This window comes from Enterobacter cloacae complex sp. 397G4 (genome assembly GCF_050031515.1).
Classification (GTDB): domain Bacteria; phylum Pseudomonadota; class Gammaproteobacteria; order Enterobacterales; family Enterobacteriaceae; genus Enterobacter; species Enterobacter hormaechei_C.
Window position 1 is genome coordinate 610176 of sequence record NZ_JBLGWE010000001.1, and the last position, 13366, is coordinate 623541.

The following is a 13366-nucleotide window of genomic DNA, read 5'->3' on the forward strand; positions in this document are numbered from 1 at the left end:
GGATGAACGAACATACGTCGCCTGCATTTTGGCCCGCCCGGGGAAGTCTCCATGAAGGGCGGGCTTTTGTTCTGAAAGAGGATGTCATTTTTACCGTGCTGGCGCAGGAGGGCGGCATCTCCTGGATGAACGGGCGGCATCCCCAGTCCGGCGGTTCGTTTATTATTGCCACCGCGGTCAGCGATGAAGAAGAGGAGCGGGCAACGCGGCTGCTGAAAAACGAGTTTGCCCTGCGCGACCGGCTTCATGACGGCTGGGCTATCCGGCCCGTCGCTTCAACCCAGTACCGCGGACGTTTTGCGCTGGTCTACGCGCCGTTCTGCTTTGAACTGCTGGCGTGCCGGGCAGGTAAGGCGATTTCCGGGATCGCCCGCTTTATCGAAATGGCGATCCGCATCTGCGGTCCCCTGCGCCAGATGCATCTGCACAACCTGATCCACGGCGATATCAAACCCGGGGCGTTCTTCGTTCATCACGACGCCACCTGCCGTCTTTGCAGCTTCGGTCTTTCCTGCGGCACCTCCGACGCGTTCTCCCAGTCCCGGCTTGCCGCGTCTGGCGGCACGCCCGCCTACATGTCACCGGAACATACCACGCGTACCCGGCGCGCCGTCGACAGCCGGAGCGATCTCTACAGTCTGGGTATCGTGCTTTATGAACTTCTGACCGGGCGATTGCCGTTTGAACTGAGCGCTGATGACCAGACCAACTGGGCGCATTACCACATTGCCTCTGAGCCGCTTGCGCCGGGGCGGGTGCGCCCGGACGTACCCGGCATGCTGTCGACCATTATCCTTAAGCTGCTGGAGAAGAATCCGGAGAATCGCTATCAGACCGTCGACGGGCTGATTGCCGACCTCAGGCGCTGCCAGGCGACGCTGACCGCCGAAGGTGAGATCGTCGACTTTATTCCCGGCCAGCAGGATCGCTCTCCGGCGATCCATCTTGCCGATTCGCTTTTCTCTGCGCATCCGCAGGCCAGCGACGTCATCGCCGCGTTTGAGCGGGTCAGCCAGAGCGGTGCGCCGGAACTGGTGACTATTGGGGGGCCTTCGGGGATCGGCAAATCTTCCGTGATCGCCACCACGCTGAAATCGCTGCAACAGCGCAAGGTGCTGCTGGCGGTGGGCAAGGTCGATCAATATTCTCCCACGCTGCCCTACGGCGTGCTGAGTTCGGCGTTTCGGACGCTCACGCTGCACCTGCTCGGGCTGCCAGCCGGGGAGGTAGCGACGTGGAAAATCCGCCTGTCGCGCGCGCTGGAAGGCTTCGAGGAGCTGGCCGTTAGCCTGGTGCCGGAGCTGAATTTACTCCTTGAGAACAAACCGCGTTTCTCTGCGGATACCTTTTCCATCGACGCGCGGGCGCGCTTCAGCCATATGGTGCTGGCGCTGGTGAAAACCTTCGCCACCCAGGGCGCGCCGCTGGTGCTGCTGCTGGATAATGTGCAGTGGATCGACGCCGCAAGCCTGCAAACGCTCGATCACCTGCTGCGCGCCTGCGGCGCCATCCCGCTGCTGGTGGTGGTGGCGCACCGCGATCTCAGTTCGCTTTCTGAGCCCACCTTGCAGACCGCGCTGGCGAGCCTGCCGGAGGCGGCGCAGCACGCCACGACGATCGTGCCGCAGCCGCTGTCGGTGAAGGCCGTGGCGCGCTGGCTCGGGGGGATTTTTCATGCCCGCAGTACCGGTACCGCCGATCTTGCCACGCTGATCCATGAAAAAACCGGCGGCAACCCGCTGTTCGTGCAGGAATTTTTCCGCCGCATCGTCGATGACGGACTGGTGGTGCACAACAAATATCAGGGGAAATGGCATTACGATCTCCAGGCCATCCGCGCCCGGCACTACACCGAGAACGTGGTGACGCTGGTGCTTGAACAGCTCAAGGAGATGCCCGACGAGACGCGCCGCCTGCTGGGCAGCATCGCCTGCCTCGGCTGCACGGGCGAGCTGGAGATGCTGTGCCGCGTGGTGGGGCGGTCGGCGGCGGAAATCCGCTACGCGCTTCATCCGGCGGTGACCGCTCAGCTGATTGTGCTGACGGAGAAAGAGTACGCTTTTACCCACGATCGGGTGCAGGAAGCCGCCTTTGCCCTGCTGGATGAGGGCGAGAAAAGCCATCTGCACCTGACCACCGCCAGCCTGCTGGCGGATGCCGCGCGGCAGACGGCGGGCAACGAACTGCTGTTCCGCGCGGTTCACCACGTCAGCGCCGCGCTGGACTGCATCCAGCCTGCACCCCAGCGGCAGCGATTCCGGGAGCTGAGCCTTCAGGCCGCGCGGCGTGCGAAGCGTACCGGCGATTACCTTTCCGCCTTGAGCTATATCCAGACCGCCAGAGCGCTGGGGAATGCGGGCCCGGTCTCGGACTTTATGCTGGATATCGAAGAGGCGGGCTGTGAGTTTGCGCTCGGACACCTGGAGCGCACGCGTGCGCTGTGCGATGCGATCCTCGGTTCACCGGGCGGGCTGACGGAGAAAGCGCTGGCCGCCAACCTGCTGGCGGAAGTTTATATGCGCCAGTCGGAGATCCGCCTGGCGCTGGAGGCGTCGTTATGCTGGCTGGGCGTGTTCGGGATCCAGATCAGCCGCTACCCGGAAAATGCCGAATGTGACGAGGCCTGGCAGCAGTTCTGTCAACGCACCGCCGACGCGCCGCAGAACCCGTTTTCTCAGCTTAAGCTGATGGAGAACGCAGAGACCGAAGCGGTGATGAACCTGCTTTACAGCGCCAGTATTTTCGCCAGCTTTACCTGCCCGCGCCTACACTTTTTACTCCTGTGCCGGATGATGCACCTCACGCTCGATCACGGCATAACCGGTGCTTCCACCACGGCGATGGCCTGGTTTGGCGTGCTGATTGGCCACCGCTACGCCGAATACCGTCTCGGGTTTGAGTACGGCACGCTGGCTCGTGAGCTGGTGAACCGCCACGGCTATGATGCCTATGAAGCCAAAACTCTGCTGCCGCTCGACCAGCTCAGCGTCTGGACCCAGCCGCTGTCGTACACTATCGAGTGCGCCAAGGCCTGCTTTACCTCAGCGGTGACCCACGGCGACATGACGATGGCCTGCTTCGCGGCCTGTCATCAGATCATTAACTTCCTCTCCCGGGGCGATCATCTGGATGGCGTGCTGACCAGCATCGATCGCGGTCTGGCCTTTGTGCGCAAAACGGATTACCAGGACATTGAAACCGTTCTGCACATTCAGCGCCGCTACGTGGAGTTTTTACGCACGCCGGTGACGGGCCCATGGAGCGCCGCCCAGGCGCTGCCTGACGATCTGCTGCCCGCGCCGCCGGAGCAGGCGCCCGAGCAGACCTCGACCATGCTCTTCTGGTACTGGCTCTATCGCGGGATGGCGCACTTTTCCTGCGGCGAATACGCCGACGCACAGGCGGATTTAGAAATGGCGGGCTGGTATGCGTGGTCCGCGCCGGGTCATATTCATCTGCTGGATTACCATTTTTACAGCGCGCTGGCGCTCTCCCGCCAGCTCACGCCGGAAACCTTTTCGGCGGATTATCGCCGCAGTATTCATCACCATTACGACAAAATTGCCCTCTGGGCGCGGATCAATCCGGGCACATTTGCCGATAAAGAGGCGCTGATTTATGCCGAAATCGTCCGTCTGGACGGCATGAACAGCATCGCGCTGGAGCAGTATGAAAAAGCGGTGCGACTCTCGCGGGAGGGCGGGTTTAACCCGATCAATGCCCTGGCGCACGAGCTGGCCGGGCGTTTCTCGCTGGCCTGCGGCTACCCGACCGCCTCCGACGCCCATTTCCGCGGCGCGATTGCCGCCTGGGGGCGCGTCGGGGCGCAGGCCAAGGTGCGCCAGCTGGAGCAGGATTTCCCCCATCTGCTGGCCTCCGGGCAGAGCCGCGCGTATGACACGGCGGCGTTTGCCCAGAACGAGGTGATCCGCGATTTGCAGAGCGTCATCAAAGCCTCACGCGCCTTATCCGAAGAGATCAACCTTGAACGTTTAATCGAAAACCTGATGACGCTGCTGCTTGAACGGGCCGGGGCGCAGCGTGGCCTGCTGCTGCGCGTCAGCGATAATCACATCCCGGAGATTGAAGCCAGCGCCTGGACCAGTACCGACGGCGTGCGGGTACGCATCCTGAAAGCGTCACCGATGGCGACGGACATGCCGCTGTCGGTGCTGGCCGCGGTGATCCGCACCGGGCAGGAGATCCGCACCGGCAAACCGGAGGAGTTCCACCCGTTCAGCCAGGATCCGTATCTGGTGACGTCCGGCGCCGCCGTGATGTGCGTGCCGATGTTCAAACAGGCGCGGCTGGTGGGGATTCTGTATCTGGAAAACCGCCTGATGCCGGAGGTGTTTACCGCCGAACATTCGCGCGTGGTCAGCCTGCTGGGTGCGCAGGCGGCGGTTTCGCTGGAGACGGCGCGGCTCTACGCCGAGCTGCTGGCGGAAAACATCCAGCGCCGACGGGTGGAGAAAGAGCTGCGCGCCAGCCAGACCTCACTGATGCTGGGCGAGCAGATCAGCCATACCGGCAGCTGGCGCTGGGAACTGGTGCAGGATCTGATGTTTATGTCCGAAGAGTACGCCCGTATCCTTGGCCTGCCGGAACAGCAAAAGATGATCTCAATGGCGGAGTTTTTGACCTTCGTGCATGAGGATGATTATGGCCGGATCAGCACCCTCGTTAATCAGAGCGTGCGTGACGGGCTGTCGATGCGCGCGGAGTTTCGCATCATCCGCACCGACGGCTCCGTTCGTTACCTCCTCGGGATTGGCGATCCGGTGGGGGTGGGCAGCGAGGTGAATGAGTATTACGGCATCATTACCGACATCACCAGCCAGCGGGCGGCGGAGGATGCGATGCGGGTGGCGCAGGCGGATCTGGCACGGGTCTCACGAGCCACTACCGTCGGGCAACTGACCTCCTCGATCGCGCACGAGATCAACCAGCCGCTGATGTCGATTGTCTCGAACGCCGGCGCGAGCCTGCGCTGGCTCAACCGCGATCCGGCGCGGCTGGAAAAAGTGCGCGAGGGGCTGGAGGAGATCGCCGCCGAGGGCGAGCGGGCAGGGGAGATCATCCGCAGCATTCAGTCTCTGACGCGCAAACAGGACCCCACGTTTACGCGAATCGATCTGCACTTCCTGATCCACCACATCATTATGCTTTCCCGCAGCGAACTTGAGCTGCGACACATAAGCGTTGATTATCTTCTGAACGCTGACGACAGCTTTATCATCGGCGACAGCGTGCAGATCCAGCAGGTGCTGCTTAACCTGGTGATGAATGCGATGGAAGCGATGGCGGAAGTGACGGATCGCCCGTGCAGCATCACGATCGCCACCGCGAACTGCGCCGAGGGGAAGGTGATCTTCGAGATCGCCGATACCGGCAGCGGCATTGAGCCGGAGCTCACCGAGCGGATCTTTGACTCGTTCTATTCGACCAAAGCGCAGGGAATGGGGATGGGGCTGACCATCAGCGCCAGCATCATTGAACGGCACCGGGGGAAACTGAGCGCGCGCCGCAGAGAGCCGTACGGCACGGTGTTTACCTTCGCGTTGCCGCTTGCCGGACAGGAGATGTAACGTTTATTCCGCTGGCTGATGTTTGGTCAGGCGCTCGACGGCCCTGACCAGTTCAGCCACGGAGCGGACCTGCATTTTCTCCATCACCCGGCGGCGGTGCACTTTCACCGTAATCTCACTGACGCCCAGCTCGGCGGCGATCTGCTTGTTGAGCTTGCCGCTGACGGCCAGCTCAAGCACCTCATGCTCGCGCGGCGTGAGGGACAGATGGCGCTGTTTCAGGGCGTAGTGCTCTTTGACGCGGGCGGCGTTGTGCTGTGCCAGCCTGAGCGCGGATTCGATGGAGCCGATGAGCGCGCTGGATTCAACGGGCTTAGTGAGAAATTCGTAGGCCCCGCCTTTGATCGCCCGGACGGACATAGGGATGGTGCCGTGGCCGGTGAGAAAGATGATCGGTATTTCCCGCCCGCTGGCTTTCAGCGCATCTGCGACATCAAACCCGGTTATCGTGGGCATTTGCATATCGAGGATCACGCAGGAGGGCAGATCCTCAAAGGGATGGCTGAGAAAGGCTTCTGCTGAGGAAAAGCCAAGTGCATGTATATCCGCAGACTCCAGCAGCCTGACAACGGACTGCCTGACTGTGTCATCGTCATCAACCACATAAACAATGTGTTCCATTCACCGCCCCGGTGTTGATTTAAATGTCGAGGATGTAAACAGTCACTATGGCTACGTAAGAGACTGTTTATGCTGACTTTCATCTTAACACATTAAATATCATTATCATTTAGCAATATGATAACCATATGAAGTATAGCGAGCTGGAGCGGAGGCGATGAAGGAACGAAACGCTGTTTTTATGCACCGACAAGCTCAATACGGTTGCCGTCCGGGTCCGCAATCACCGCTTCATAGAAACCGTCCCCGGTCATACGCGGGGCGCTGAGCAGGGAGCCGCTTGCCTGCGCCTGCGCTGCCATACTGTCCACCTGCGCTTTGCTGCCGACGTTGATGGCGATATGCGCCCAGCCGATAAATTCCGGGTGCGAAGGTGCACTGGGCAGGCCCGGCAGCGTCATCAGCTCGATGGTCGGCCCGTCATCCAGGGTAATAAAGTGAGATTTAAACCCCGGACGATTTTTGCTGACGTAGCGGTCATTACTGCGGCCGCCAAACACCGTTTCCCAGAACTGAACCTGAGCGTCCAGGCTGCGGGTCCAGAGTGCGACATGTGCAATATTCATAAGATCCCTCGTTATTTGTCTGTGAGGACTTTCACCGGTAAAACAGGCTACACTCTGGTTTTGAGCGCGACAAGCTGAGGAAACAACAATGCACTACACACTGAAAGAAAGCGACAAGGAAAAAGCGGAAGGAACAAACGGCGCGGGCGCTCTACAGCAAAAACTGCTGGAATCCCGTTCGATTGTCATCTCCGGAGAGATTAACCAGGAGCTGGCCCAGAAGGTCATCACTCAGATGATCCTGCTGCAAAGCGTCAGCAACGATCCGATCAAGCTGTACATCAACAGTCAGGGCGGCCACGTAGAAGCGGGCGACACCATCCACGACTTCATTAAGTTTATCCGTCCGGAAGTGCATGTGATCGGCACCGGCTGGGTGGCGAGCGCCGGGATTACCATCTTCCTGGCGGCGAAAAAAGAGCACCGCTACGCTCTGCCGAATACCCGCTTTATGATCCACCAGCCGCTGGGCGGCGTGCGCGGTCAGGCAACGGATATCGAAATCGAAGCGCGCGAGATCATCCGCATGCTGGAGCGCGTGAACAAGCTGATTGCTGACGCCACCGGCCAGCCGCTGGAGAAAGTGAAGAAAGACACCGACCGTAACTTCTGGATGTCACCGGCGGAAGCGCTGGACTACGGCATCGTGGGTAAACTGATTACCCATTATGACGAGCTGAACCTGGATTAAGTTTTTTATCCATCTATAAGCCTGAAAGTTCTTGCTCCCTGTTAAGGGGAGCAAGAACAATCCAAAGAAAGCATGTAGCTACTCGTCAGACTCAATAAATCTTTCTGCAACTAATACGTGCCCTGGGTATAATGAAATTGCGACGTTACTATCCAGACGAGTTAATACCTCGACTCCTGTGAAATCAGGGATAACGCACCTGGCTCCATTAGCAATCAGTTCAATCCCACCTATTCCAACGCAACAGGTGCCAGCGCTCACTGCAGAAGTCACTCCACTCCTTGAATCTTCAAAAACAATGATTTTCTCGGGTGGCGTTGAGAGTCGTTCTGCTGCAAGTAGATAGGGTTCTGGAAAGGGTTTACCTTTTTTGACATCATCACGCTCAACGATAACCGAAATACAGTGTTGCACTCCTAGCATGGCCGTTACACGATCAATTTTCTCTCTCCATCCGCTAGTCACTATGCCAACGCGGATTCCTACTGAATCAAGGGAAGTAATTAGCGCAGCAACGCCCGGTATAGGATCATATTCGGCTGTATTCTCAACATAAATAATGTGTGCCTGAATTTTTCTCTGCGCTTCAACAGGCAGGTCACTAAAAAGTGCCTGGATAGTATGAGGTCCCGGCTGTCCGTGTATGTGCTTGATAATGTCGTCTTGCGAAATTGTCTTGCCAAATGTTTCCGCAGCTTCTCGCCAGCCTCTTTCAATGACTGAGTTGGAGTCAATAAGCACGCCATCCATGTCAAATAATACGGCTGAAAAATGATTTACGTATTCACGCATGCTCGATCTCCCTGACATCAATATGTTTTGCCTGTAATTGCCCCCTCGCTACAACAATTTGTCCTAGTGATATACCGCCATCGTTGGTGGGGACGCTATGGTGGAAATAAGGCTTCAGGCCAGCGGCATGTAAACCTTCCACAGTATTAAGCAGGATAAATTCATTCAAAAATACACCACCGCTTAATACGACCTGTCTTGTTGCGCATACTTTTGATAAACGTATACATACTGAGATGATCATATCCACAATTGTTGAATGAAAACGCCTGCTCAATAGGGGGAGATTAGGCGCCGTCGTAGTAAGCTCAGACACTAATTCCCTTATCATTGGACGATAATCCACTTCCAGGTGACCATTTTTTTCCTGGACACAATATGAAAAAGGTTGTGACATGTAGAGATCGCGATTCAGTAAGGCTTCAAGCTCAATAGCCGCTTGTGCTTCATATTCGACATACGAGCAAATACCTATTAACGCTGATATGCCGTCAAATAACCTGCCCATACTACTGGTTTTGGGGGAGTTGAAATGCCTTGCAGCCATTTTAGCGTACACGCTAAGCTGCTGAGCCGGCAGCGCATTAAGCGCAGGAAGATTAACGCCCTCTAAATGTTCTCCGTATAGTGCTGTTAGCAACGATATGGCAACCCTGACAGGCTCTTTAACAGCCTTGTCTCCGCCCGGAAGAGAGAAGGCACGAAGGTGTGCAGCCCTTTCAAAGCTTTTTTCATCACCGGTAAGAAATTCTCCACCCCATATGGTGCCGTCTGTTCCATACCCCGTACCATCGAAAATAACGCCGATAGTTTTACCAGAAAGCCCATTTTCTGCCATGCATGACACCATGTGTGCGTGGTGATGCTGTACCTGAACAACGTGTAGCTTTGATTGCTTTAGTGCATTACGTGTAGAGCGAAAAGAAGGATGCAGATCGCAGGCTATTGCATCAGCGCTTGCGCCAAGCAATGTTTGCAGATGGTTTACACATTCGATATGGGAATTGAACGTTTGGTCATTTTTTAAGTCGCCAATGTGTTGACTGATAAAAACCTCTTTACCCTTAGCGATACTCACGGTGGTCTTTAGTTCAGCACCTAGCGCAATAGCCTTACCTGCATCAAACGGCAGATGAACAGGATAAGGAGCATACCCGCGCGAGCGTCGAATGAAAGAAAGGTGACTATGTCTTCCCTCTGGTAGCGACATAACACGAACGACAGAGTCATCAACGCGCGTATGTATGTCACGATTGTTGAGAATAAAATAATCAGCAATGTCACCTAATTGTTCAATTGCGCTAACATTATCACAAACAATAGGGTAGCCAGAGCGATTCCCGCTCGTCATCACCAGCGCTGGCATTTTCGGATCGCTCAGTAATAGATATTGAAGGGGAGTTGAGGGCAGCATTACTCCAATACTGGGATTATGTGGTGCAACAGAGTTTGCGAGCATATTGTGTCGCTTTCGTAGCAATACGATTGGTCGCTGTGAACTTTCAAGAACTTCTTGCTCCTGCACATTTACATAAGCAATACGTGATGCACTATCACTGTTTAAGAGCATCACCGCGAAAGGTTTTGAGTCTCTGCGTTTACGTTTTCTTAATTCCTGAACAGCCTTATCGTTACTTGCATCGGTGACGAGATGAAATCCACCTAAGCTTTTCACGGCAACAATGGCTCCTTCCTGTAACCGTGCGAGGGCGAAATCGATAATATCATCGGTAACGATTGTTGTGCCGTCGCGTTGGGTTAATTGCAATTGTGGACCACATTCGGGACAGGCATTTGGTTGGGCATGATAGCGACGATCTTCAATATCATCATATTCATGCTGACATGCGCTACACATCGAAAAGGCACGCATTGTGGTCTTTTCTCGATCATAAGGCATCCCTTTAATGATGCTATAACGTGGTCCACAGTTCGTACAATTTATAAAGGCGTATTTATAGCGCCTATTATCTGGTGTGTTCATTTCTTCCAGACAGTCACTACAAACATTCGAATCTGGAGGAATAATAGTATTCATACTGCTAAGAAGATGACTTTCTCGAATAGTGAACTTGTTATACAGCAGATCGCTTTTTTCTCTTTGCACTTCCTGCACACTGATAATTTTGGCCATAGGAGGAGGGCTTAATATCAGTTCGTCAAGGAAACGGGTAATATTGTCTTGTGTTGCTTGTATTTCAATTAATACGCCTTCTGAATCATTAAGAACCCAGCCTGTAGCATCAAATAACTGTGCCAGGCGATGCACAAAGGGCCTGAATCCGACCCCCTGGACGATGCCACATACGCGATAACGCCGTATTAAAATGTCATCGAATTGATTAACAGAGTCGTGGGAGTTCAGCACCATAAAGTTCCTCAATTGTTGACAGTGTTCCATCTGGCTCAAGCATGGTAACTTTTGGCTCAATGGTTGGAAGAACTTCGCCGACAATAGCCGCATTTTGGCCGAGCGGATGGGTCCTTAAAAGGGCAAGCGCCTCATCTGCGCTATCTGGCTCAACGAACAGGCAAAGACAACCTTCGTTAGCAAGGTTTATTACATCCACTCCTAACATATTGGCAGCCATTGCTGCTTCAGGCTGTATCGGCAAGGATTGCTTCTCGCAACGAATCTCATTTCCGGAAGCTCGGGCATGCTCGTGGAGAACGGCAGATAAGCCGCCACGCGTAACGTCCCTCATGGACGCTATTTTCCCAGCAGGAAGATTATTGAGCAGGGATCGAATCATATGGTTGAGAGGTGCGCAATCGCTCAGAATATTTCTTTCAAATCCCAGACCTTCTCTGATAGATAAAAGGTGAATAGAGTGGTTTCCAATGTACCCGCTGAGAATGATTTTTTGTCCTGGACGTACATTTTTGATTGAAACCGACGGATTTTCGAAGACACCAATGCCTGCGGTATTAATAAACAACTGATCGGCTTCACCTTTATCTACAACTTTTGTATCCCCTGCTACAATTTTAATATCGGCCGCTTTCGCTGTTTCACGCACTGATTCAATAATCTTGATCAGGTCTGACATTAACATCCCAGCTTCAATGATCAGACTGAGCGTCAGATAAAGCGGTTTTGCTCCGCTCACAGCGAGATCGTTGACGGTACCACATACCGCAATTTTTCCTATGTCGCCATTGCCGTAGATGATCGGTGTTACGACAAATGAGTCCGTAGTAAATGCGAGCTTTCGGGAAGGAAGTTCCAGCAGTGCGCTGTCTTCCATTGTTCCAAGGTAGGTATCTCCCAGAATATGCGCGATCAACTCAACCAATTCACGACTTAAGCGAGCGCCAGTACCATGATCCAGCACGACGGTCTCTGTTGTTTTACCTTGAATTTCTAATACGTTGCTCATGATCCTCTCCTTTCACTACGTTCCGGAAGATCGCCATGTTTTTCTAATAAAGAAAGAATCTCAATGGAGGACGCTACGGTAGCGCAATAACTTGAAAGCCATTCCAGAGCACGGGCTGTATCTTCTGAAGAAGGGGCAAATACACAGTCTTCCGGGACCCAAACGTTGTATCCGCGAAAAAATGCATCTGCAGCCGTTGTCTGTACGCAAACATGGGTTTGCAAACCCGTAACGATGACCGTTTTGATTCCGAGTTCCTGTAGCGTCTCATCAAGGTTATTGTTGAAGAAACCACTATCTCGACCTTTTACAACGATAAGATCTGATGAATGGCATATACTACTGATAATTTGATTTTCAGGTCTTCCGGCTAGAGCGGGAATGCCCGCAGCGCGATTTTTATAGCGCCGTTGAACAGCGGGATCGCTGGGGTCATTTATGAGTTGCAGATGAATGACCGTTTGATTTTTTTTTCTCACACCATCTAAAAAGGCATTGAAAGCTGTCAACTTTTGCGCGAGTTCTGCTTCAGAATGCGTAATTTTATAAGTGAACTCATACTGCAGATCGTTAGTCAGTACAGCAACATTTGGCATTTTTATATATTCCTTTATATTCATATAGTGAATTACATAAATCTTACTGCCAGACACGGTTTCTTCTTTGGCTGGTATTTTCTATAATGTGTTTATGACGTGTTCTTGTAAAATTCCATTTTTTCAGGGTTTGATAAATGAAAGGAATCGATATCAAGTTGTTACGGGCGTTTGTAACACTTGCAGAGCAGGGGAGTTATCATCGCGCTTCGCGGCTGTTGTTTTTGACGCAACCCGCGTTATCAAAGCAGATAAAAATGTTAGAGACGCTTATTGGCGGTCCTCTTTTCACTCGCGGTCGATATGGCGCAATATTAACTGAGCACGGCTGCCAGCTTTTTTTGAAGGCAAATGAGTTACTGAAGATTCATGCTGATTTTTTGAATTATGCCGAAAAAATATTTAAAGATAGCCATGAAAAACTTATGCTTGGTTTTGGGATTTCAACTTTTCATACAGTACCTTTATGGATAAATACCTTCCGGAATAAATTTTCGGCGTGTGAGGTAAATATAAGCAATCTCCCCTCAGGAGTGCAGCGTAAAATGCTACTTGAAGGAACACTTGATATCGGATTCTTCCGGATGCCGGCTGGCAATGAGTTAACCTCTAGGGTGCTGTACAAAGAAAAGTTGATACTGGCTATACCATCAACTCATAAAAACGATATTACACATATCCGTGATGTGCTATCTCAGTATCCTTTATTACAATTAACTCCTGCTGTTGGTCCATGTCTTGCAGAACAAACTAATCAGTTTCTCCTTACCAACCAATTACATGCTGACCCTGTCTCGGTGACAGATGATATGCCAACTCTGATGGCATTGATCGCGGGAGGAAATGGAGTCGCTTTTTTGCCTGAAAGCGTAAGGCATTTTTCACCAGAAGGAGTAAGGCTTATTGCACCTGACCTGGAATCACTGTACTGGGAAATTTGTGTGGCGTGGGATCCTAAAATAATACGTCAATATCGGGATGAATTTTTACGTATTGTTGAAGCGCATACGGGAAAAGATTTGATGCGATCTCATCATTCCGTCCGCTGAAGAGTCTTCGACATTGACCCATGACAATGCAGTTTGATGCGCTCTCTTCCATAATCGCGCCTGTCTCCCCTCTCACTGGTGCT

At 53.4% G+C, this 13366-nt stretch carries 8 protein-coding genes and 1 pseudogene; 3 read left to right on the forward strand and 6 right to left on the reverse strand.

Annotation, left to right across the window (positions count from 1 at the left end; translation table 11 throughout):
- Positions 1-2: 2 nt before the first annotated feature.
- Positions 3-5588 carry a trifunctional serine/threonine-protein kinase/ATP-binding protein/sensor histidine kinase gene (locus ACQG1Y_RS02930; RefSeq protein ID WP_232945352.1) on the forward strand — a complete coding sequence of 1862 codons (5586 nt, stop codon included), beginning with the start codon at positions 3-5 and terminating at the stop codon, positions 5586-5588.
- Between the two features lie 3 nt (positions 5589-5591).
- On the opposite strand, the gene ACQG1Y_RS02935 is transcribed toward ACQG1Y_RS02930, so the two are convergent.
- Entirely contained in the window at positions 5592-6209 is a 618-nt protein-coding gene (locus ACQG1Y_RS02935) for a response regulator transcription factor (RefSeq protein ID WP_260673266.1), read from the reverse strand.
- 179 nt (positions 6210-6388) lie between these two features.
- Positions 6389-6775, reverse strand: a complete 387-nt coding sequence (locus tag ACQG1Y_RS02940; RefSeq protein ID WP_015572565.1) for a VOC family protein — start codon at positions 6773-6775, stop codon at positions 6389-6391.
- An 85-nt stretch (positions 6776-6860) separates the two neighbouring features.
- Between ACQG1Y_RS02940 and ACQG1Y_RS02945 the strand changes: the two are divergent.
- A pseudogene (locus ACQG1Y_RS02945) lies at positions 6861-7466 on the forward strand (ATP-dependent Clp protease proteolytic subunit); the annotation flags it as partial.
- Positions 7467-7544: 78 nt separating this feature from the next.
- Here the strand turns inward: ACQG1Y_RS02945 and ACQG1Y_RS02950 are convergent.
- Genes ACQG1Y_RS02950 through ACQG1Y_RS02965 form a run of 4 tightly spaced genes read right to left on the reverse strand, consistent with a single transcriptional unit; the run spans position 7545 to position 12291 of the window.
- A complete protein-coding gene (locus tag ACQG1Y_RS02950) occupies positions 7545-8258 on the reverse strand; it encodes an HAD family hydrolase (RefSeq protein ID WP_250023203.1) in 714 nt (237 codons plus the stop codon).
- Positions 8251-10629, reverse strand: a complete 2379-nt coding sequence (gene hypF / locus ACQG1Y_RS02955) for a carbamoyltransferase HypF (protein ID WP_077580354.1) — start codon at positions 10627-10629, stop codon at positions 8251-8253. Before hypF ends, ACQG1Y_RS02950 begins: the two co-directional genes overlap by 8 nt.
- Positions 10601-11638: a hydrogenase expression/formation protein HypE gene (hypE, locus tag ACQG1Y_RS02960; protein ID WP_058688020.1), complete on the reverse strand. Its 1038-nt coding sequence runs from the start codon at positions 11636-11638 to the stop codon at positions 10601-10603. Before hypE ends, hypF begins: the two co-directional genes overlap by 29 nt.
- Complete coding sequence (locus ACQG1Y_RS02965; protein WP_223230152.1) at positions 11635-12291, reverse strand: cysteine hydrolase; 657 nt, start codon at positions 12289-12291, stop codon at positions 11635-11637. Before ACQG1Y_RS02965 ends, hypE begins: the two co-directional genes overlap by 4 nt.
- An 80-nt stretch (positions 12292-12371) precedes the next feature.
- On the opposite strand from ACQG1Y_RS02965, the gene ACQG1Y_RS02970 reads away from it, so the two are divergent.
- On the forward strand, positions 12372-13283 hold the full coding sequence (locus ACQG1Y_RS02970; protein WP_426736663.1) for a LysR family transcriptional regulator: 912 nt from the start codon (positions 12372-12374) through the stop codon (positions 13281-13283).
- The last annotated feature ends 83 nt before the right edge of the window (positions 13284-13366 follow it).